General features: G+C 34.9%; 15 protein-coding genes. 2 read left to right on the forward strand and 13 right to left on the reverse strand.

The annotated features are described in order from the left end of the window. Nucleotides 1-8: 8 nt before the first annotated feature. Both NCC77_RS16130 and NCC77_RS16135 read right to left on the reverse strand, forming a co-directional pair. Nucleotides 9-1430, reverse strand: coding sequence for an MATE family efflux transporter (locus NCC77_RS16130; protein ID WP_250836517.1), 1422 nt, complete (start codon nt 1428-1430; stop codon nt 9-11). 60 nt (nt 1431-1490) lie between these two features. Continuing rightward, a complete protein-coding gene (locus NCC77_RS16135; RefSeq protein ID WP_250836518.1) occupies nt 1491-1967 on the reverse strand; it encodes a MarR family winged helix-turn-helix transcriptional regulator in 477 nt (158 codons plus the stop codon). Nucleotides 1968-2141: 174 nt separating this feature from the next. Here NCC77_RS16135 and NCC77_RS16140 point away from each other — a divergent pair, with 174 nt between their 5' ends. Continuing rightward, complete coding sequence (locus NCC77_RS16140; protein ID WP_250836519.1) at nt 2142-3053, forward strand: hypothetical protein; 912 nt, start codon at nt 2142-2144, stop codon at nt 3051-3053. 359 nt (nt 3054-3412) lie between these two features. Here the strand turns inward: NCC77_RS16140 and NCC77_RS16145 are convergent, their stop codons facing one another. From NCC77_RS16145 to NCC77_RS16170, 6 genes are all read right to left on the reverse strand, one after another. Then, nucleotides 3413-5431, reverse strand: coding sequence for a glycoside hydrolase family 97 protein (locus NCC77_RS16145; RefSeq protein ID WP_250836520.1), 2019 nt, complete (start codon nt 5429-5431; stop codon nt 3413-3415). A gap of 25 nt (nt 5432-5456) precedes the next feature. Next, entirely contained in the window at nt 5457-6701 is a 1245-nt protein-coding gene (locus NCC77_RS16150; protein ID WP_250836521.1) for a glycoside hydrolase family 99 protein, read from the reverse strand. A 291-nt stretch (nt 6702-6992) separates the two neighbouring features. After that, a complete protein-coding gene (locus NCC77_RS16155) occupies nt 6993-8504 on the reverse strand; it encodes a RagB/SusD family nutrient uptake outer membrane protein (protein WP_250836522.1) in 1512 nt (503 codons plus the stop codon). Nucleotides 8505-8532: 28 nt separating this feature from the next. Further along, on the reverse strand, nt 8533-11547 hold the full coding sequence (locus NCC77_RS16160) for a SusC/RagA family TonB-linked outer membrane protein (protein ID WP_250836523.1): 3015 nt from the start codon (nt 11545-11547) through the stop codon (nt 8533-8535). A gap of 28 nt (nt 11548-11575) precedes the next feature. Further along, the gene (locus NCC77_RS16165; RefSeq protein WP_250836524.1) at nt 11576-12658 is read right to left on the reverse strand and encodes a hypothetical protein; all 1083 of its coding nucleotides are present in this window, start codon (nt 12656-12658) and stop codon (nt 11576-11578) included. Between the two features lie 8 nt (nt 12659-12666). Continuing rightward, nucleotides 12667-13188, reverse strand: coding sequence for a DUF5004 domain-containing protein (locus NCC77_RS16170; protein WP_095931634.1), 522 nt, complete (start codon nt 13186-13188; stop codon nt 12667-12669). Nucleotides 13189-13670: 482 nt separating this feature from the next. Here NCC77_RS16170 and susR point away from each other — a divergent pair, with 482 nt between their 5' ends. Continuing rightward, nucleotides 13671-15269, forward strand: coding sequence for a SusR family glycan utilization regulator (susR, locus tag NCC77_RS16175; RefSeq protein ID WP_250836525.1), 1599 nt, complete (start codon nt 13671-13673; stop codon nt 15267-15269). Nucleotides 15270-15401: 132 nt separating this feature from the next. Here the strand turns inward: susR and NCC77_RS16180 are convergent, their stop codons facing one another. The 5 genes from NCC77_RS16180 to NCC77_RS16200 form a co-directional block, all read right to left on the reverse strand. Continuing rightward, nucleotides 15402-16625: a sterol desaturase family protein gene (locus NCC77_RS16180; protein ID WP_250836526.1), complete on the reverse strand. Its 1224-nt coding sequence runs from the start codon at nt 16623-16625 to the stop codon at nt 15402-15404. Nucleotides 16626-16930: 305 nt separating this feature from the next. Then, complete coding sequence (locus NCC77_RS16185) at nt 16931-18217, reverse strand: Glu/Leu/Phe/Val family dehydrogenase (RefSeq protein WP_172426956.1); 1287 nt, start codon at nt 18215-18217, stop codon at nt 16931-16933. Between the two features lie 453 nt (nt 18218-18670). Beyond that, nucleotides 18671-19525, reverse strand: a complete 855-nt coding sequence (locus NCC77_RS16190; protein ID WP_250836527.1) for an EamA family transporter — start codon at nt 19523-19525, stop codon at nt 18671-18673. Nucleotides 19526-19630: 105 nt separating this feature from the next. Further along, complete coding sequence (locus tag NCC77_RS16195; protein WP_250836528.1) at nt 19631-21094, reverse strand: AAA family ATPase; 1464 nt, start codon at nt 21092-21094, stop codon at nt 19631-19633. A gap of 164 nt (nt 21095-21258) precedes the next feature. Continuing rightward, on the reverse strand, nt 21259-22377 hold the full coding sequence (locus NCC77_RS16200) for a vWA domain-containing protein (protein ID WP_250836529.1): 1119 nt from the start codon (nt 22375-22377) through the stop codon (nt 21259-21261). Between the last annotated feature and the right edge of the window lie 96 nt (nt 22378-22473).

Raw genomic sequence — 22473 nt, forward strand, 5'->3', positions numbered from 1 at the left:
CAGAACCTTTACTTAGAAATATCAAACCCTTCCTTTACTATTTCGCTTTCCACTTTGTCAATCAGTTTATTGGTTTTACCCGTAAGTCTTTCTTTCTTCCAATCGCCTTTTATGTATATGACAACAGTAATTAAAGCCGTCACAACAGAAGCGATTGGGAAAGCCCACCAGATTCCAATTTTACCTAAAGAAGTATTATGAGACAAAATAAAAGCCAGCGGAAACTGAATTACCCATTGCGAAACCAAAGTTAGAATCATAGGCAATTTGGTATTTCCAACAGCTCGAAAAACACCCGTTAAACAAAGCTGTATGCCTAAAAATCCCCAAGAGAGACAAGTAATTCTCAATAGCTCCGTTCCACCTTCAATAACAGCTTGATCATTCGGAACAAAAAAGGCGATTAGATACGGCGCAAAAATAAAAGCAATGATTCCCAGACCAGTCAATAATCCGAAACCCAGATAGGCTCCTAGTTTTGAAATTTCGGCTGCTCGCTCAACATTTCCAGCTCCAATATTTTGCCCGACAAGAGTTGCAATCGCCATGGATAAACCCAAAGCGGGAATTAAAATAAGCTGAATCAAGTTGGAACCTGCACCATAAGAAGCAACAGTTAAGGTACCAAAACGAACAATCAAAAATGTGATCGCCATCATTCCTAAAGCACGCATTGACTGCTCAATTGAAGACGGAAAACCAATTTCAAACGCTCTTTTGATATGTTTATAATCAGGCTTAAAATCGGCAATGCGAAGATGGATACCGTGTTTTCCCCTAAACAAAATTGCAAATCCGATAATAATAGCCAGAAGCTGTGTAAATAAAGTGGCCAAAGCCGCACCTTTTACGCCCATAGCTGGAATAAATTTCCATCCGTAAATAAACAGCGGATCTAAGGCAAAATTTAAGATAACGGTTCCTAAAACAATATAAACAGGAAGTGTTACACGTCCAACTCCACGCATAATCGATTGGAAAATCATAAATCCGAAACTAAAAACCAAACCTACAAACGCGACACGCATAAATCCTAACGCATCAACATAAACTGCAGGCTCAACCTTGAGTAGATATAAAAAATACGGACTCAAAATATAGCCTATAATCGACAAGAAAACAGATACGATAATCACCATCGACAAAGTCTGTGCTGCCACGTGGTTGACCATTTTCTGATTTCCTGCTCCAAAATATTGTGCAATTAAAATAGAACCCGCAATAGCCAATCCAGTTCCTAAAGCAATGGTTAAAAATATTACTGGCGTACTTATCGAGACCGCCGCAACGGCATCTCCGCCCAGACGTCCAACCCAAAAAGCATCTACTAACTGATATGCAGCTTGCAATAAATTAGCAATCATAATCGGAACGGCTAATTTTAATAATGAAGAAAGGATTGGTCCTTCTAATAATTCATTTTTTTTCATTTATTCAAAATAATTATTCAAAAATCAGTTGACATGTCAACTTTTAAAGTTCAAAAAAAATTAAAGAGTTTCTAGCTTGTCTGCATAAGATCGTACCGCGTTCAACGCTTCAATTCTTTCTTTTGGAGAAAAAACAGACATTACTTCTTCTTCTGCCCTTTTCATCAGCAAGCGAATGCTTTTTGCTAGCGAAATTCCTTCATCAGTGAGACTTACAATGTTTTTACGTTTATCTATTTTATCTTTTACCACCTCAACAAGATTCTTTTTTTCTAATGCTGATATACTTCTTAATATAGACGATTTGTCGCGCATTGTTTTATCTGACAATTCTCTCTGCGAAAGACTTTTATGATGCAAAATCATCAACAATGGCAACTGTTCTAGCTGTAATGTGATTCCGGCTTCATTCATCAACGCATTGGTACGCCTGAAAATTGCACGTTTGATACGATGAATCTGAAAGAAGAAACTATCTGATATTTCTTCTTTCCAAAAATTTGAAAAACTTTCTTTATCGGCATGTTTTTTTTCCATGATGCAAAATTACAAAAAAGATTGACATGTCAACTATTTTAAAAATAAATCCTTATTTTATTGATATACAATTAATTCACTAAAATAATTCGGTTAAAAAAAGAAAAATGAACGATTATTTTTACTAACTTTAAATGTTAAATATTGCCTAATAAAAACTTAAAAATTAATCTGATGAAACAATTATTTATTTTTTTGGTAATGATGCTCCTTTGGATTCCGTTAAACGCTCAAACTGTTGCTGAAGCCAGTAAAGAGGATAGCTTAACAACTTTTAAAACTGAAAAAGACGACTTTCAAGATAGTACTGTGGATGATCTGCCCTGGCACAATAGACGCTTTAAAGTTACTGCCGGAGCTTTTTTTCCTGTAAATAATACTCAAGTTAAAGTTGAAGGCAACAACGGAAATATAGGAACTGAGATTGATCTTGAAAATGATTTAGGGTTTTCTAAATCGACTGTATCCTTTTTAGGGACATTTGATTGGCGCATATCCAAAAGGTCTCGACTAGGTTTTGAATATTTTGTATTAGACAGAACTGCAACAAAAACGTTGCAAAGAGATATTAATTTCGGAGATCATACTTACCCATTGGACGGAAGGGTTCAAGGTACTTTTAACGTACAGATTGCTAGAATTGCTTATGGGTATGCTATTTTATCTAAACCTAAATATCAAGCTGGTTTATTGATTGGGGCGCATGTTCTTTTCGCAGATTTAGGATTAAAATTAGAAGCTAATACGCAAAGTGTAGAATATCGTGATACTTTTGATTTTACTGCGCCACTGCCAGACGTTGGAATTTGGGGCGAATTTGTTCTCGGAAAACGCTGGGGTTTGTATGCCAACGTTAATTATCTTGCCGTAAAAATTGATGAAACCGATGGACGAATCATAAGCTACAATTTATCGGTTTTATATAATGTTGTAGATAACTTTAGCCTTACTGCAGGTTATACTGGTTTGAACTTTAGAATAGATACGATTCAAGACCGATTAAACGGTTTCTTAAAATGGGGATATAACGGACCAACTATAACAGCGGTTTACACTTTCGGTAAGCATGTTAAAGTTACTAGATAAAGGTTCTGAGTTTTTTTAACCGCAAAGAGCGCAAAGAATTACGCAAAGTTCGCAAAGAAGCTTTTATTGAGAATCTAAAAAGCGTAAAAAATAAGTTCGCAAAGCTTTATCAAAACAAGCTTTGCGAACTTTTTCATTTTAATGACTCTAAAAAATCTTAGCGAACTTTGCGTAATTCTTTGCGTTCTTTGCGGTAAAATTACACTCAAAGTTACTCAAACTTGAAACCTGAAACTTGAAACAAAAAAAATAAACCCGACAACTCTCCAGCTATCGGGTTTATTACCAAACTTAAACTTACTTAACTCAAAATAAAACTTTATAAATTTAGAATCTTAGAAGCTTAGAATCTTAAAAAACTATTTTTCGATTGGAGTGAATTTTACTGCTGTTCCTCCTCCAGCTGCCAATTTGATATTTAAAACAGTTTTGCTGTTTACTTTTTGTTTAGAGATTGTAACTGGATACGGATTGGTTTTATAATTTGCTCCTTCTCCATCTGCGTAGATTTCTGCTTCGTATTCTTTGTTTTTGTCTAAAAATGAAAGCGTTACTTTTAGGTCTCGTGCATTTCTATTTGTGATCGAACCCAAATACCAATTTTTCTCGTCCCAATCTTTACGGGCAATTGTAGTATATTCTCCAATTTTAGAATCCAAAACTTTAGTATCCGACCAAGTGCAAGGCACATCTTTTACGAATTGAAATTCTGGTTTGCCTTCATAGTTTTCAGGTAAATCAGATGCCATTTGCAACGGACTGAAAATAATCACGTACAAGGCCAATTGATTGGCCAAAGTCGTCTGCACTTTTGCTCCAGATGGCGTTTTGTAATCAAAATTGAAATTTCCTGGTGTGTAATCAAACGGTCCAGAAAGCATTCTGGTAAAAGGCAAAGTCGTTAAATGCTCTGGCGTATTTCCTCCATCTACAGACCATGCATTATATTCTTGTCCACGTCCGCCTTCTTGCGACATAAAGTTTGGATACGTACGCTGTAACCCCGTTCCTTTCATTGGTTCGTGGTTATCGATCATGATATGATATTTAGCCGCCGTTTCGATTACTTTTCTGTAATGACGTGCTCCGTACTGACTGTCGTGCCATTCTTTTTTATCCAAATATTTATTTACGTAACCTGTTTTAACCGAATTTACTCCCATTTTTTGATACAGTTTGAAAGCCTCTTCTAACTGGTTCTCATAGTTTTTAGTAGCACCAGCCGTTTCGTGATGCCCTATTAAACGAACATTTTTTACAGCAGCGTATTTGGTAATTTCTTCCAAATTAAAATCTGGATACGCTTTTACAAAACTAAATGCAGAACCATCTGCAGTCCAGTCACCATCCCAACCTTCATTCCATCCTTCAACCAAAACTCCGTCAAAACCATTTTTCGCAGCAAAATCAATATATTCTTTTGTGTTTTTGGTTGTTGCACCGTGTTTTGGGCCTTGTCCCCAAGTATATTTTTCTAAGTGCATTCCCCACCAGATTCCAATGTATTTTGAAGGCGTGATCCAAGATAAATCTTCAATTTTTGAAGGCTCATTAAGATTCAGCATAATGGTCGAAGTTGCTACTTGTCCAGGATTCTTCCCAACCACAATAGTTCTCCAAGGTGTTTTAAATGGTGTTTCTGCATATACTTTTACACCATCTGCCCATGGCACCAAATCACTTTTATATTGCTTGTCTGTCGTTTTTAAAAGTGTCATTGAGGCAAAATCTGTTAAGTTGGCTTCGTGAATAGCAACATATAATTTGTCTTTGGTTTCGAAAGTTGCTGGAGTATTAATAGTATCTGTTTTACTCATTAACGTTTTACGGTATTCACTTTCGTAATAACTATTTTCACGATGAACTGGAATCCACCAAACTTCATTATTATCTTTAAAAGTAAATTGTGTTACTTCGTTAGAGATTTTCACTTTTCCTAAATGAGGCTGTTTTGGAAATTCATAACGAAATCCTACTCCATCATCAAAAACTCTAAAAATAATATCGACTAAACGCTCCTCGCCTTTTGCTTCTTTTAAATGAACGATCAGTTCGTTATGATGATCTCTAACTTTTTTGAATTCGCCCCAAGGCTGTTCCCAAGTTTCATCTGCCGATTTTTCTTCGGTCGAAACGACTTCAAATCCATCTGTCATTTTAGCTAAACCTTGAAATTCAAATCCCATAAGAGATGGCTCAATAACCGATTTTCCGTTAGAAGAAAAACTATATTGAGGCTGTCCAGAAGGCGTTAATTCAAAAGTTAATTCAGAAATCTTTTCAGGAGAACTGATTTTATACGTTTTTTTAGTACTGCAAGCCATAACGAGCATTGTGGCAAAAGCTATTAGACAGTATCTATATTTTCTGTTTTTCATTATTTAAATTGTATTAATTACAGCTCTATTTTATTTCGCTTAATGTTTGTTTTGCTTTTGCAGGCTGCATAGAAACAAAATAATTAAACACCTGATCGAGTTTTTTCTGGGCTTCGACATTTCCTTTTTTCTGTACGCGTAAATCATACAATTTGCTGATCTCTGGAAATACGCTTTCTGTATTTTTTACTCCAGCAAAAGCTTTGATTTTTTCGATGAAAGAATATCCAAATTCAACTGTTGGCTCAATCATGGTTCCTTCTCCGAAATCATTCCATGTAATCAGCTGCAGATAATTTACATTGGCATTTTTAGCTAAGGCAAGAGTTTCATCCAATGTTGCTCCATTCTTATGTTCAATCGTCCATCCAATCGCTGCTCCGCCTCCGCCTTGAGCGTAAAAATCTTTAAAACCAGGATAAGCGCTACCCATTGCAACACCCAATTTTGGTTTGGTATTGGTGTAAAAATTAGTTAAGTAACTATTGTCTTTGTATACCCACGCATATTCGCCAGAAGCATTTTCTCCTGCCATTGAAGAGTGGTCCCAAAGTGTCAAGAAAGTGGGTTTTGCTGTTAAAGTATTAAAGACGTTTGCCCATTCAGCGGGGGTCTGTAGCACAATTGGTCCAAAATTCATTAACAGCGGTTTACCATTGATCTTGATATAATTGGCATCAGAAAAATAATTCTTTTCTACATAAGCCAAATCTGTTTTTGCTGCACCGGTTACCGAAATTGCTTTTCCTGCATTAACCACATTGGTCAAAAATCGGTCTTCGTATACAATAGCATATTCTAAACCTACTTTATCAAGCATTTCGATTAATTGATCTGTATTCTCTTTGATCATTCCGTAATCGTTTACATCGTAAGTGCCGTACCAATCAATAAGAATTCCATCAATTCCTGAATATTTCATCAACAATAAATGATTTTCGATCACATTTTTATCGCCTGAGTGATAAGGTCCAATCAGCGGATAATAGTACGATGCAATTTCTCTTCTTCCGTTTGCTCCTACGTTGTTCGGATTTTTATTGGCCATTGTCCAATGATATCCCCATTTTTTATCGGCACTACTTTCGTTGGTTTCAAACCACGGCATGTAATGCATATAAATTTTAGTGCTGTTGGTTTTCTCAATCGCAACAGGGTCTGTTTTCTCTGGTTCTACGGGTTTGTCTGAGCCTTTGTCATCGCTGCTGCAACCGGCAACCATCGCAATGCTCATCAAACCAAAAACCAACGATGTGATATATCTTTTCATATTGATGTACTGTTTGTTATTTTTATATTTTGCCACAGATTAAAAGATTAAAAAGGATTTTATTGTGATTAATTTATTTCACGCAGATTTAAAAAGATTTAAGCAGATATGCGCAGATTATTTTTTTTACATTTAAAATCAAATCTGCTTTAATCTGCAGAATCTGCGTGAAACAAAATCTTTTTTAATCCTCTAATTCAGTTTCTAATCTTTAGAATCTGTTACTAAAAAAATTAAAAACATGTCAGCCTTCCACGACTAACCAACATGGAAGACTGACATTCTAGTAACCTAATTTGGATACCCAGGATTTTGTTTAAGGTTTTTGTTTGTGGTTAAAACAGTACTTGGAATTGGAAAAATTGCTCTATATTTCTCTGTTGTCCCTTTTGACCACCATGGTTCGAAGAATGTTCCAAAACGAATATTGTCTGTTCTTCTTCTTCCTTCGAATGTAAATTCTTTCAACAATTCTTGATTTATAAATGCAAGGTCTATTATTGCTGGCAATTCTTCACCTGCGCGAGATGCTACTTGCTGTACAAATGGTCTTGCTAAATCTGGCGAACCTAAACGAACGTAACATTCTGCTTGCATCATTAAGATTTCTGCATAACGAATCAATACAAAATCGTGATCACGCTCCCACTGCTCTCCTGCTTTCATTTCGTATTTATGCAAACGAACTCCTTCATTTTCTTTTGCATCTTCCAGACTTGTTAGGTTCTCTGTATAAGTAAGCGGTTCTCCATTATCCATCATAATTACAGTTCCTGTCGCAAGATTAATCTGATCGCCCTCTAGCATACATTTTTTTCTCTTGTCTGTGTCTGCAAATGCAGAATAAACTCCAGGCTGCGCGCACATTCCGTTTGCACTCCAAGGATAATTGTTTGGAATGGCAGAAATAGCTAATTTTTGATTATAATGACAAGACATTGAATTCATGTAGTTTCCAACTGTTCCAGCTTTTGAATCGTAAGGAATAGCGAAAATAATTTCTGTAGAAGTTTGATTTTCTGTCACGAAATTCGAAAAGAAATCTGGTGTTAAACTGTATCCAGTAACCTTTTGGCACATATTGATACAATCTTGCCAACGTGGCTGACCGATAAACGCTTCTGAATTAAGATACAATCTAGCCAAAATAGAATACGCAACATTTCTAGTCATTTTAGAATACACCGCATTTGGATTTAAATGTGGAATAGCGTCTGTCAATTCTTTTTCAACAAAATCATACACCTCTTTTCTTGTTGAATTGGTTGGAAGAGCTGTATCTTCAAAATCGGTTACAATTGGCACATTTCCGAATAAATCTAAAAGATTATAGTAGTAATATGCTCTAAGCGCTTTTAATTCTGCATAAATTGGTTCTTTTGATTTATCACTAAGAGATGATTTATCGATTTGATAAATGATAGCATTAATCTTAGCAATTCCAGTATAATTGTAACGCCAAGCCGAAAGAATCATTCGGTTATCCGATTTCCAAGTATGCTTTTGCGCGTCTTGATATTGTCCGCCATCGTACCAGTTTGTACCTCTTGTCGGAATTGTTGCTTCATCTGAAACTACTTCATTCAAAAAGAAAACATACTCACAAGTTGGAAAATTATTTGAGATTGCATCAGAGAATCCTCTTAACGAAGAATAAGCTCCACCTACCAGAGCATCAATCTCTTTGGTTGTATTTCCGAAATTTCCATCTTCTACCTGATCATACAACTGTTCGTCCAAATCAGTACAGGATACCGTAAAAAGCATGCTTAAAAGTATTGCTGCTGTTATTTTGATTTTCATTGTTACTATTTTATGGTTATCAATTCACTTAGTTATTCAGCGTAAAATTTAATCCAACAGAAATTGTAGTTGGTCGAGGATAATTATTGTATCTGTCAATTCCAGGAGCTGCCAAACCAGTTTGATCCATTACTCCAGTCTGATTAATTCCGTCCTGAGCATTTAAACCAATCTCTGGATCTACACCTTTGTAGCCTGTAATTACAAATAAGTTTTCGCCCATTACATACATTCTAAATTTCGATTTTTTGTATTTCAATGGTAAAGTATAACCAAAAGTCAAGGTCTGAAGTCTGAAGAAAGAAGCATCTTCGATCCAGTAATCTGAATATTTTGGAGACGAAGTAATACCGCTGCTCAAGAAAGAATCTGGCACATTAAAAGCTGGCAATCTGTTCGGGTCATTTAACATCATGTTGGTCGCATTTAATGCTTTTTGTCCAAACATTCCGTATCCAGAAAATCCAAGATCAAAGTTTCCATAAGTAAAATTCATTCCGATACCTAAAGTTAAATCTGGCTGAATATTTCCTAGATCTCTTTTATCAGCATCAACCAAAGCACTTTCAGCGACTACTTCATTAGCAGCATTGTAGTATTGAATTTTTCCATCGGCATCTAAACCAGCATTTTTGAATCCCCAGAAAGTTCCAACTGGATAACCTTCTGCAATAATTTGAGAATATTGTCCAGACATACCTGCCAAACCATGAAGAGATCCGCTGTAGATCACGTCTGTTTTATACGTTGGGTTAGAAAGTTTTTCAATTTTTTGAACGTTATGTCCAAGTGTCAAATTAGCATTCCAGTTGAATTTATCCCCTTTAATGATGTCTGCATTCAGAGTTAACTCTACCCCCTTGTTTGACATTTCGCCCACGTTAGCCAACATTGTTCCTACTAAATAAGGCGGCTGAGGCACTTCGTAAGTGTATAATAAATCTTTTGTTTTTTTAGAATAATATTCAAAAGATCCTGTAATTCTATTGAAAAGTCCGAAATCAAAACCAACGTTAATTTGCTCTGTAGATTCCCATTTCAAATCAGGATTTGGATTTTGTTTTGGAGAATAAGCCAAACTCCAAGTTTTAGTAACCGGATCATAGTAACTGTCGCTTCCAACTCCTAAAATAGAAAGTGATTTATACTCCCCAATTCCATCTTGATTTCCTGTAACTCCATAACCAACTCTCAATTTTAAATTGTCTAACCAACCTTTTGAAGATTCCATAAATTCTTCGTTAGAAATTCTCCACGCTGCAGAAGCAGATGGAAAAGTTCCCCACTTATTGTTTTCTCCAAAACGGCTTGAACCATCACGTCTTACGGTCGCTGTCAATAAATATTTACCATCGTAACCGTAATTAGCACGAGCATAAAAAGACACTAGGTTCGATTTTCCTTTGTATGAATACACGTCGGTTAAACGATAGTTGTAACCCGCACCTAAATTATTATAACTAAAAGCATCTGTAACAAAACCACCTCTTTGTGCTCCAAAACCTTGATAGATATTTTCTAGATAAGAATATCCAGCCAAAGCGCCAATGTTATGTTTGTCTATAACTTTGCTGTAATTTACATATAGCTCTCCTTGTGCATTTGTATATTCTGCATAGGTTCTTTGTGCAAAACCGCCTTCTGTCTGTCCTTCCATAACCGCATAAGATGGTTTGTAAGTACCTGCTTTTACTGCATTGTGCTCAAGCGAAATATTTGCTGTAGCAGTAAAGTCATTCAAGAATTTCACATCTGTTTTAAAGTACCCTAAAAGTCTGTGTCTTTCATTATCAAAAGTTCTGTTTGTTAAAATCTCAACTGGATTCTGATAAATATTTCCTACTACTGCACTGAAATTTCCTTCTGAATCGTAAACTGGAATCGTTGGATTTAAGTTATAAGCTCTTTCAAAAATTCTGTAATCTATTGGATGCCATTTGTCAATATTTGCAAATAATCCCATATCAAATTTCACTTCTTTGTTGTCTCCAAGAAATTGGTAAGCGCTAACATTACCGCTTAATCTTTCTAATCCAGATTTTTTAATAACTCCTTCATTATTTAAGTACGAAAGTGAAGTTCTAAAACCGCTGTCTGCTTTACCAGAATTAATGCTTAACGTGTGCGATTGAGAAATCGAAGTCTGCTCGATTGCTTTTTGCCAATTTGTATTTCCACCATAATCTACTGCATCTGCAATTTGATTCTGGCGTACATATCCTCTCCACTGATTTGCCGAAAGAAGATCTAAGTTATTATTTACATAACCGATACCCGTTTGTCCATTGTAAACAACAGAAACACCTTTTGTTCCCGATTTTGTAGTAATCATGATTACTCCGTTTGCTCCTCGAGAACCGTAAATTGCTGTTGCCGAAGCATCTTTAAGAACATCAACCGATTTAATATCTGAAGGTTGAACGACGTTGATATCAACTCCCGCAATACCATCTACTACAATTAACGGACTGTTACTTGCTGTTAAAGAAGTTCCTCCACGAAGACGAATTGTAGAAGCTGCAGCTGGATCTCCAGAAGGACGAATAATGCTTAATCCCGCCACTTTTCCTTGCAAAACCTGCTCTGTAGAACCAATAGTTCCTTTTAGCAATTCATCTGCTCCAACTGTAGAAATTGCTCCAGTCAAATCTGATTTTTTCACTTTTCCGTAACCTACAGAAACTACTTGCACTTCTGCCAATGCATATCCGTCATTTTGCAGTCGCACTTCGTAATTAGAAGTATTGGCTGTAATCTGAACTTTTTGTGTTGTCGAGCCGATAAACGAAACTTCGATTGCACTTCCTACGGCTACATTCAGGCTAAATTTACCATCAAAATCTGTTGTAGTTCCGTTTTTAGTTCCTACTTCAATGATAGAAGCTCCTGGCAATACATTCCCTGTATTGTCATAAACAGTTCCTGATATCTTTTTCGTCTGCGCGAAAGAATTGGCAGTAAGAAAAAGCATAAAAATCATCAATACCGCTGCCTTAGCAGTCCACATTTGATGCAGGACGCTTTTTGTATTTTTACTATTCATTAGAATTGGTGTTTTAATTTAATAGTGATTATTTATCTAAAGTTTTTAGCGGAATAGTCGTATCCGAAATCGTTTTGTCTTTATTGTCTTTTACCAAAACATGGATCTCGCTTAAGCTTGGAACTCCATTAAGTTCTGAAACTAAATTGACAAAACCTTTAATTTCTGCAGTTCCTCCAGTAAACTCACCCGAAATTGTTTTTGTACCAGCTGTAATTGTGTAGATTAATTTGTTTACACCTGCTTCATTATTTTTTCTAGACATTCCAAGAAAATCTTTTTGACTGATTTGCGATGGAAAGAAAGCAAAACTTGGCGGTGGCGGCGGAACAAATTCTCCTGCGTAAATAACCTGATCTCCAGAATTTGCTGTCCAATTCTCTGCTACCATCAGAAAATTTATCTTTTCCATTACAAAATCATCTGGAGCATTGAAATACTGTTTAGGAACAAAATCCATTTTATAAAAACCGTTACCTAAATCTTTTAATTTTGTTTTTTCGGCAATTTCTGGCTTTGCAGCTTCATACATTTGCTGAATAGCCCAGTCATTCAAACCACCATGCATATGTACACTTGGAGTGCCAGCAAATGCAGGATTAAGATTTGCATTAAAAACAATACTTACCGGTTTATCGATTAATGGTTTTGATGGATATGATCTAAATAATTCACCTGAAGTATAGAAAGATGAAAAATCAATATAAGCCACATTGGCAACATCACTTTGTTTAGATCCGTTTTTGTTTTTCAAGCGAAACCAGAATCCATCACTCTTCGCTATTTCTTCTGGAGTTTTAGAAAAATAAAGCGTTGGAGTTAGCGTAAAACTCCAGATTTTGTTCCCTTCATATTTCAGTTTTGCAAAGTCCGAAGAATTTTCCCAATGTCCAGCATCTGGTTCAGATGGAGACCAGATCCAGATGTACAAATCTTCTGTTTCAGCAAATGTCGATGCCGACATATCAAAATACCAAGTAACTTGTTCATCATACTTGTAAACAACAGGAAATGATGATATTGGACCTACAGCTCCAGCAGCTTCTTGTGCTTGAATAAAATTAGGAGCCATCAACAAGGCAAGTAAAATTGTATATATAAACTTTTTCATATTACTTTTTAATTAATAGCATTTAATTTAAACACATAAGACACGAAATCTACACCACCAGAAGAATGCGCCAATTGAATCTGCATTTCTTTGCTTTTACCTGGAACTGAAATCAATCTAAGTTCATCTGTTTTTTGCGTTTTCTGTGCGTCGCTATACAGATAGATTTTTGTTCCAACACCAGTAGTCGATTGAAACGCTGAGCTAAGTGCCCAATACCCTTTAGGAGCAAATAATGGAGGAACGTCTCCAGTTACTTCATAACTTGTAGGATTGTTATTTCCATCTACGTTAAATTTGATTTTAAAATCTTCGTAGTTGAAATAAGTACTCAAGTTTTCTTCATTTGGTTCGATCTTATTTGCTTTCGCAACTTCATCAACCATTTTCAGATTTGTTAATCCCCAATTTCCATTTACTTTTTCATAAAGGGTAATCGGTTCTACATAGCTTCCGTCATCTGTGTTATCGCATCCAATAGCAAATAAACACATCATAAAAGCTAGCCAATAAAGACTTTTACATTTCATAAATTTTTGGTTTTCGTTAGTTTGTTATCCCCTTCAAAAGGATACAGCGAAACTAGACGTTAAATAAATCCTAAAAAAAAAATCTGAAAAAAATCAAGATGAAATTCAAACATAAAAAACATTAAATTGCTAATAATCAATATTTTACACATTTTTACAAGAGTGAAAAATCAAGACGCTGTTTAGATAAAAATTAGCTGTTTTTATATGGTAAAAATGACAATATGTAAAATAATCAGCATATTTTTTTCACTATGTACATATATAACCAGTTTTTATTGTATAATTGCAAATAAATTGCTTTTTTTTAACATTTACAGCTTATTTTCACTCCGAAAATCACCTTTTAAAGCTATGTTATTAAACATTTTACCAGATTCTTGAAAAACAGGTTTAGCTTAATCTCCAACTTATTCTTAATTTTAAATCGAATTAACTAACTATATCTATCAACCCACTTTTCCCTAAACCAAAACCCAATCATGCAAAGAATATTGATGCTGCTTTTCTTCTTAGGAGGTTTTTCTCTTACTGCGAAAGAGACGAATCCTTATTTAGAAGAATTAGATCAGGTTCTCTTGAAAAAAGAGATTTACCTGAAACAGAAATATCGAAAAATAGAAGCTTTAAAGAAAAACGTATCTAAGTTTACGCTTAGTCAGAATAATGAAGAATTGTATAATTGTTATATGTCTTTGTTTGATGAATACAAATCTTTTAAATATGACTCTGCCTATTACTATTTAGAGCAATCTAAAATCAAAGCCAAAATCCTAAAAGATCCGAAGTATTTATCTAAAAGTAGAATCAAGGAAGGTTTTGTGCTTTTATCTTCTGGGCTTTTTAAAGAAGCGATTGACACGCTAAATGTTATTGATGACACTAAACTGGATCAAAGAAATAAATTTGAATACTATAACATTAAAGCTCGTGCTTATTATGATCTAGCCGATTACAATCGTGATCAGCGTTTTAATATTCATTATGTACAGCAAGGAAATCATTTCTTAAAGAAAGCTTTAGAATTAATTGGAACGAATACCAATGAATATTGGGCTGCAGAAAGCTTGAAACGCTTGAAACAGCAAGACTGGCGCGGAGCCGAATTTGCTTTCAGCTACTGGATCAACAACTACAATCTGCCTCCTGATTATTACGGAATTGCCACTTCGAGTCTCGGATATATTTATTCCGAACGGGGTTATACCAAAAAAGCGATTCAATATTTAGCTCTTGCCGCAATTGCCGATGTAAAAAATGCTACGAAAGAAACCGTTGCGCTCCGAAATTTGGCCAATGAACTTTTTAAAATGGGCTATTTGGATAAGGCAAACGAATACATCAACATTGCAATGGATGATGCTACTTTTTATAATGCAAGACATCGAAAGATTGAGATTTCGTCAATTTTGCCTATTATAGAAAAAGCGCAGCTGAATAATGTAAAGGATAAAAATGATAAACTGGAGAAGATTATTATTCTCTTGACGATTCTTACCGTTATCATTTTCATTTTCCTCGGCATCATTTTCAAACAATTAAAAGAAAAGAATAAAGCAAGAAAAATTATGGCCGATTCGTACCTGCAATTGCAGGAAATGAATGTGAGTTTAAGCGAAGCCAATGCCATCAAAGAAGAATATATTACCTATTTTATCAAAGCAACTTCGGCTTTCATTAATAAAATAGACCATATTCAGAAAAGTACGCTGCATAAAATCATTACCAAAAAAACAGATGAAGTTATTGCTAGTTTAAAGCGTTATAACGTAAAGGAAGAGCGCGAAAATCTGTTTCATCAGTTCGATGAAATCTTCTTGAAATTGTTCCCAACGTTCGTAACAGATTTCAATAATTTATTCCCAAACGATCATAAATGCATTGTCAAAAAAGGTGAGCTTTTAAATACCGAATTGCGAATTTTTGCTTTGTACAGATTGGGTATTCAAGACAGCAGTCAAATGGCAGAATTCTTAGAACTTTCTGTAGCTACAATTTATACATACAAAACCAGAATTAAAAGCAAATCTGATTTTAAAGATACTTTTGAGCAGAAAATTATGGAGATTAAGACCATCTAAGTTGCTGAGATGCTAAGTTTTTTTTAGCCACGAATTCACGAATTTTTATTGAAAATGATACGTGAAATTTGTGCGCAATAATTACACGAATAGATAATAAAAAAAATTCGTGAATTCGTGGCAGAAAAAAAATTATTCTGCGGATTCCAACTGCAAAATTGTATTCTGATAAATCCTACTCAATGAAAACAATTGCTCTGCAAAAATCATTACAGCAATTGGAACAAAGAAAAATACCAGCAAACCTTCTTCATATAAAAAGTAAGTCGAAATCATCGCCAGACGAGTATATTCTAGATAATAAATCCATTTTCGCTGTTCTAATAAAGCACCACAATTGATTAAAGTGATAATTACCAAAGAAAGCACAAACACTTTATCATACAATTCTAAATAATCAAAATAATAGGTAAAAACCGTTAGAATCAAAGTGCAGATTCCTAATTGTATATAAAGATAATTTTTAAATCGAAGTCTCTGGTTAGGAGCTGCTTTATCCTGCAAAAAACGCTTTTCTAGAATCGGACGAATATCCTGATCCATATCGGCTGGGCTTCCGAAGACAGCATTCCATCTCGCTTTGAATCCGCTCGAGCGCTTCCATAATTCGTAAATTTCGAAGTAATAATGAAAATGCTGCCACAAGAAACTATAGCTTTTTAGCGGATGCGTCAATCCATATTTTGGTTTTTCTTCTTCGGTTTGGAAAGTTCCAAAAAGACGATCCCAAAAGGTAAACATATCACCGTAATTTTTGTCCAAATACTTTTCGTCAGAAGCATGATGAACTCCGTGAACAGAAGGGGTTACAAAAACATATTCCAGCCATTTTATTTTGCCAATAAGCTGTGTATGGGTAAAGAAAGAATAAGCGCCATGAACAATAAGCATGGTAATCACCATACTGGGATGAAAACCAACAAATGGCAAAACGCACCAAAATCCCGTTCGAATTATAGCCTGAAAAGTAGTAATTCTCGCTGCCGCAGTAAAATTAAACTCTTCGCTGTGATGATGTACAATATGCGCTGCCCAGAAAAAATTGACTTCATGGCCTAAACGATGATACCAATACCAGACAAAATCGGTTGCAAGAATTAGGGCAAACCAAACCAAGGCATTACTCGGAATATCAAAAAGTCTATAATCATCATAAATTAAATAATACAGCTGATAAAAACTGGCTGCAACAAATAAGTTAATCAAACGCTCTGCAATTCCGATGGAAATATTGGAAACAGAACTTTCATAGTTAAAAATTTCAGGCTTTTTTCTGCGTTGAGCAAGCTTATATTCCAAAAACAAAAAAAGAAAAAAGGCCGGCATGGCAAATGCTAGAAAATTGATATTTTTCATTTATTTGATACTTTTCGATTCTAAAAATTATGTATTGAGTCATTTTATTTTTAACACATAGAAACATAGATTTTTATCACTTTTGCTTGAGATTACAAAAAAGCAAGCTTTAAAACATCGCTATGTGTATTGTTATTTAGTGAAACGCCTTTTTACAGGCTTGCAAATACTATGTTTCTATGTGTTTAATAATTTTCTTCTCTTTTTAATAGTTCAAACGAAAAAGACACTTCCATCAATTACGTTTTTAAGAGCGCTAAAAACGTAATCAACGAAAATGATCTTTTACGAATTAAACCTGATTTTTAATTCTGTTTAAATAAAGGCGCTTCCAAGGCAACTTCTTTAACTGACTGCGTTTCGGCTACTTTTTTCAAAGCAATTATATAAGCCGCAATACGAGGCGTTACACTATGTTTTACTGCAACTCTAAAAACAGTATCAAAACCTTTTTCTAAAATATCCTCCAAACGTTTGTTTATCTGATGGATTCTCCATGACTCCAAAAGTGAATTCTGAAGCCATTCAAAATAAGAAACGGTAACACCGCCCGCATTGGCCAAAATATCAGGAACAACTAATATATTTTTATCATGCAAAATCTGATCTGCATCTGAAGAAACGGGCCCATTGGCACCTTCAACAATAATTCTGGCTTGAATCTCTCCTGCATTATGCTTCGTAATAACATCTTCTTTTGCAGCAGGAATCAATACATCGACATCTAGAAGCAATAAATCTTCGTGTTTTATGGCAACCGAATTTGGATAGCCTTTTATCGTTTTGTTATTTAAGTTATAGTATAAAATCAGTTCTGGAATATTAATCCCGTTTGGATTATAAAATGCTTCTGAAACATCACTTACCGCCACAACTTTCACTCCTTTTTCATGCAGAAATAACGCAGAATGCAAACCAACGTTTCCAAATCCTTGAATTGCAGCAGTAGCTCTTGCGGGCCTGATTTTTAGTTTCTCAAGTGCCAGAAGCGTAATAATACTCACTCCTCTTCCTGTTGCCTCTACTCTACCTAAAGATCCGCCAGAATGAAGATGTTTTCCGGTTACAACCGCATGAATTGGTCTTCCGTGCAACAGTGAAAACTCATCCATTAGCCAGCCCATTTCGTCTGGTCCTGTTCCCATATCAGGCGCAGGAACATCTTTCTCTGGTCCGAAAATATCAGCCAAAGTTTTGGTATAAGCTCTTGTAATTTTTTCTAATTCTGTTTTAGAATGCTTTCTCGGATCGCAAATAATGCCGCCTTTTGCTCCACCAAATGGAATTCCAGTTACAGCAGATTTCCAGGTCATCCAGGCGGCAAGTGCTTTTACTTCATCCAGATTTACAGCGGTGTCGTAACGAATTCCGCCTTTTGAAGGTCCTAAAGCGGTGTTGTGAATGACACGGTATCCTTCAAAATTCTGAACGTTTCCATTATCTAAAGTAATAGAAAAATTTACTGTGATTTGTTTTTCTGGGCGCTGCAATTTTTGTTTGATAGAATCATCCAATTTTAAAATATCAGCAGCGATATTAAAGCGATCAATCATGGATTGAAACGGATTATGTTTTATAATTTCTGAACTCATAATATATAGTTTTTAGGTTTGGGTTACTTTTTATGTTATGATCTTCTTTGGTAAGAAGATTTACTTTCTCTTTTAATCTTCAAACTAAATGCAACACGGAATTTTTATCAGACAACGGCGCATCAAAATTTTCATATTTCTGTTGGTTCTCATATCTTGATTTTTTAATGATTCAAAAAAAAGCCTTTCATGGTGCAATGAAAGGCTAAAAAAAAAAAATAACTAACAAGTACTTTCTCTATTAACGCCATTTCAAAACGTGATTCATCATACAGCACATCGCAAAGCTGCATGGAAAAGACGTCATAATATTTCGGCTATAGTTTTTCATTGTTGAGACAAAGCTACAAAAATATATTTATAAATTCTATAGAATTAGTCGAGTTTATTTTAATTAATTAAAATTTAAACATTAAATCAATTGAAAATAAAAGAGTTACCGATTAAAAAAAATTACTTTAATTGCGACAAAACAATAAAAATGACAGCGACCAATGCCAAAACTAGACCTAAAACATTGACTTTAGATAATTTTTCTTTGAAGAAAAAAGCACCAATAAGAGTTCCTAAAATAATTACGCCCATGTTCATCCCAGCAAAAACTGTTGATGGATTTTCTGCAAATGCTTTGTGCGCTTTTAAGTAGAATAATATATTTCCGAAGTTGAAAACGCCAACTAATATCCCAAAAGGAATACTTTTTAAAACAAAATTTTCTTTGGTTACAAACAGCTTATACAATACGATTAAAATAGAAACAGCAAAAGCAATTAGAAAAACAAAGAATAACGATGTGGTATAAGGAACGACCGTATATAAAGCTATTTTCTTAAAAAGAATATCAATAATTCCAAAACCAAACAAAACTGCAGCTGGATAAATCCATTTGTTTTCTGTATGGCTTGAGGGCTTTTTTAAAATGAATAAAAGTGCCGCAAAACCAATTAAAACTCCAATAACCTTATAAGTATTAAATCCTTCATTAAATAGCAACCAAGCTGCCAAAATCGGAATAAATAAGGACAATCTTTGGGCTGCATCTGTTTTCGCAATCCCCATATATTTTATCGAAAGTGCCAAGAATAAAAATAAGATCGGAAGCAAAATTCCAACAGAAGTGTAAATTTCTAATGGCGCATTATTGTCTAATGCATTTAGATCTGGCGTAAAAGTAAAATAACAAAGCGTTATCGCAGCGATGTAATTGAACGAAATAATTTGTGACGGATTAGCATTGTATTTTCTAGAAATCTTAAATATAACACCAACAATAACACTGCAAAGAATACTTAGTATAAGGAATAACATAAATTTATTTTAGAACTGTAAAAGTAAGTATTGCAAAATAAAAAAGTCCAGCCGGTTTAAAAAAACCAGCTAGACCAGATTAAGTTTTATCTGTATTCTTTTTTTTTAGAATTTACTGATATAGCTTCCGTAAATATCTCTAAACTGACTTCCTTTCGCAAAACGATCTTTGCTCAGTTTCTTATATTCTACCAATCCCCAAAGGATGAATTCTTTCATAAAATAGACATCTTCTTTTACCAATTGCGGCTGGTATTTTTTCAATAATTCATCTAATGGAGTTACTTCATCTAGAATGTTTTTATAATCCTGATCAGAAGCATCATCTAACAACTCGAAACCGCTCTCAGCAAAAAACCATTCTACAAGATCTGAATATGGTGTTTTTTCATCAGGTTTTTCTAATTTTTCAATTTTAGGAAAATATTCAGGGAATAAGGTTCGAATGGCAGAACCAATTAAGCTTTCGGCCACAACATCAGCTCCCTCCTGCTCTCCTTCGTAAACCAATTCGACTTTTCCTGTTATCGCTGGAATAATTCCGATAAAATCGGATAAACGAAGCGTAGTTTTATCAGCTCCAGAAATCAAAGCTCGGCGTTCTGCTGTGCTTATTAAGTTTTCGAATGCCGTAATACTCATCCTTGCACTTACACCGCTTTTGTTATCGATGTATTCGCTTTCACGAGCTTCAAAACTAATTTGTTCCAAAATATCTCTTGCTAAACTTGGAACATAAACCACATCGGTCTGATTTTGATCTAATTTAGATTCCTGCTCTGTAATTGTTCTCGCAATTTCGATACTTTCAGGATAATGTGTCAGGATCTGAGAACCAATTCTATCTTTTAAAGGTGTTACAATACTTCCTCTATTGGTATAATCTTCAGGGTTTGCAGTGAAAACAAATTGCATGTCTAAAGGCATTCTTAATTTGAATCCTCTAATTTGAATATCGCCTTCTTGTAAAATATTGAATAAAGCAACTTGAATTCTAGCTTGTAAATCAGGTAATTCGTTAATTACAAAAATACAGCGATTCGCTCTCGGAATCATTCCGAAGTGAATTACGCGATCGTCTGCATAAGACAGTTTTAAATTTGCAGCTTTAATCGGGTCGACATCTCCAATTAAATCGGCTACTGTTACGTCTGGAGTTGCTAGCTTTTCGAAGAAACGATCGTTTCTATGCAACCAAGAAATCGGAGTTTCATCTCCTTTTTCTGCAATTAAATCCTTCGCAAAACGAGAAATCGGGTTTAACGGATCGTCGTTTATTTCTGAACCTTCCACAAACGGAATATATTCATCTAATAACTCGACCATTTTGCGCGCCAAACGCGTTTTTGCTTGTCCGCGAAGCCCTAGTAAATTAATGTTATGACGAGATAAAATCGCGCGTTCCAATTCTGGAATTACCGTATTTTCAAATCCGTGAACACCTTCAAAAACAGGTTTCCCCGATTTGATTTTCTCACGAAGATTATTACGCAATTCATCCTTTATGCTTGTAGTTTTATATCCAGTGGCTTTTAATTGACCTAATGTCTTTATAGTATTTATTTCCATTGTATTGAAATATAGATTGTTTATTTTTTTTTATGACAATATATTGTGTCATTGCCGTGTGTTAGACGCACTGCGGTGCGTCTCTACGATATACGAACGGAATACAGAACGTATTCAGGTGCAAAGAAACCTTAGTATCTTAGCATCTCAGAACCTTAGCAACTCTATTTAATTCTCTTCTTCCTATTCGCTTCATAATCCTCGAAAATCATCTCACCCAAACCTTTAATTCCGGTATAAAATGCTTTTCCTTGATTGGCTTCTGTAAACTGATTCACAAAACGCTGTAAATAGGGATCTCTGGCAATCATAAAAGTCGTAATCGGAATATGAAGTTTTCTTGCCTGTTGCGCCTGAGTGTAACATTTATCGACAATGTATTCATCCAAACCGTTACTATTCATATAATAAGAACCATCACGTTCGCGAACGCAGCTTGGCTTTCCGTCAGTAATCATGAAAATCTGCTTGTTGGTGTTACGCTTTCTGCGAAGAATATCCATCGCCAATTGCAAACCCGCAACCGTATTGGTATGATAAGGGCCAACTTGCAAATATGGCAGATCTTTGATTGGAATCGTCCAGGCATCATTCCCGAAAACCAAAATATCTAAAGTGTCTTTAGGATATCTCGTTGTAATTAATTCTGCCAAAGCCATCGCTACTTTTTTGGCAGGAGTAATTCGGTCTTCTCCGTATAAAATCATACTGTGGCTAATATCAATCATTAGAACAGTACTCATCTGTGCCTTGTATTGAGCATCTTCTACAACCAAATCATTTTCGGTCAGCATAAAATTTTCGACACCATTATTAACTTGAGCATTTCGAAGGCTTTCAGTTAAAGAAATTCTTTCTAAGCCATCGCCAAAATTATACTCACGGAATTCTCCAGTGTGTTCATCGCCACTTCCCGCATATTTTGTTTTATGGTTTCCGCTCCCAGATTTTTTCAGGTTTCCAAAAATCTGATCTAAAGCTTGCTGTCTTATTGCTCTTTCTGTTTTTGCAGTTATTCCAAAACCAGAACTTCCATCGCCTTTTACTTCATCTCTGATGTATCCTTTCTTTTTCAGATCTTCGATAAAATCATCAATAGTATAATTTTCGTCGGTAAGTTTGTATTCTTTGTCCAGTTCCCGAAGCCAGTTTATGGCTTCATCAAAATCGCCCGAAGTATGGGTGATCAACTCTTTAAAAATCGTAAAAAGTTTGTCAAACGGAGACTGAAAAGGAGCTTCGTAAGTCTTAAAATAAAAGCCTTTTTTAAATTCGTTTTTCATAAATCTAAAATTACATCTTTTTAGAATTATGAAAAACGAATCGTTTATTAATTTTTAGTTAAAATATTTAAACAAAAATCTCAACTAACAGTGTTA

Source organism: Flavobacterium tyrosinilyticum (assembly GCF_023656565.1).
Taxonomy (GTDB): domain Bacteria; phylum Bacteroidota; class Bacteroidia; order Flavobacteriales; family Flavobacteriaceae; genus Flavobacterium; species Flavobacterium tyrosinilyticum.

Coding starts and splice junctions, on each gene's coding strand:
- NCC77_RS16165 (WP_250836524.1), bottom strand. CDS start 12,658: ATGAAAAAGTTTATATATACAATTTTACTTGCCTTGTTGATGGCTCCT.
- NCC77_RS16170 (WP_095931634.1), bottom strand. CDS start 13,188: ATGAAATGTAAAAGTCTTTATTGGCTAGCTTTTATGATGTGTTTATTT.
- NCC77_RS16200 (WP_250836529.1), bottom strand. CDS start 22,377: ATGAAAAACGAATTTAAAAAAGGCTTTTATTTTAAGACTTACGAAGCT.
- NCC77_RS16155 (WP_250836522.1), bottom strand. CDS start 8,504: ATGAAAATCAAAATAACAGCAGCAATACTTTTAAGCATGCTTTTTACG.
- NCC77_RS16195 (WP_250836528.1), bottom strand. CDS start 21,094: ATGGAAATAAATACTATAAAGACATTAGGTCAATTAAAAGCCACTGGA.
- NCC77_RS16185 (WP_172426956.1), bottom strand. CDS start 18,217: ATGAGTTCAGAAATTATAAAACATAATCCGTTTCAATCCATGATTGAT.
- NCC77_RS16130 (WP_250836517.1), bottom strand. CDS start 1,430: ATGAAAAAAAATGAATTATTAGAAGGACCAATCCTTTCTTCATTATTA.
- NCC77_RS16150 (WP_250836521.1), bottom strand. CDS start 6,701: ATGAAAAGATATATCACATCGTTGGTTTTTGGTTTGATGAGCATTGCG.
- NCC77_RS16140 (WP_250836519.1), top strand. CDS start 2,142: ATGAAACAATTATTTATTTTTTTGGTAATGATGCTCCTTTGGATTCCG.
- NCC77_RS16190 (WP_250836527.1), bottom strand. CDS start 19,525: ATGTTATTCCTTATACTAAGTATTCTTTGCAGTGTTATTGTTGGTGTT.
- NCC77_RS16180 (WP_250836526.1), bottom strand. CDS start 16,625: ATGAAAAATATCAATTTTCTAGCATTTGCCATGCCGGCCTTTTTTCTT.
- NCC77_RS16160 (WP_250836523.1), bottom strand. CDS start 11,547: ATGAATAGTAAAAATACAAAAAGCGTCCTGCATCAAATGTGGACTGCT.
- NCC77_RS16145 (WP_250836520.1), bottom strand. CDS start 5,431: ATGAAAAACAGAAAATATAGATACTGTCTAATAGCTTTTGCCACAATG.
- NCC77_RS16135 (WP_250836518.1), bottom strand. CDS start 1,967: ATGGAAAAAAAACATGCCGATAAAGAAAGTTTTTCAAATTTTTGGAAA.
- susR (WP_250836525.1), top strand. CDS start 13,671: ATGCAAAGAATATTGATGCTGCTTTTCTTCTTAGGAGGTTTTTCTCTT.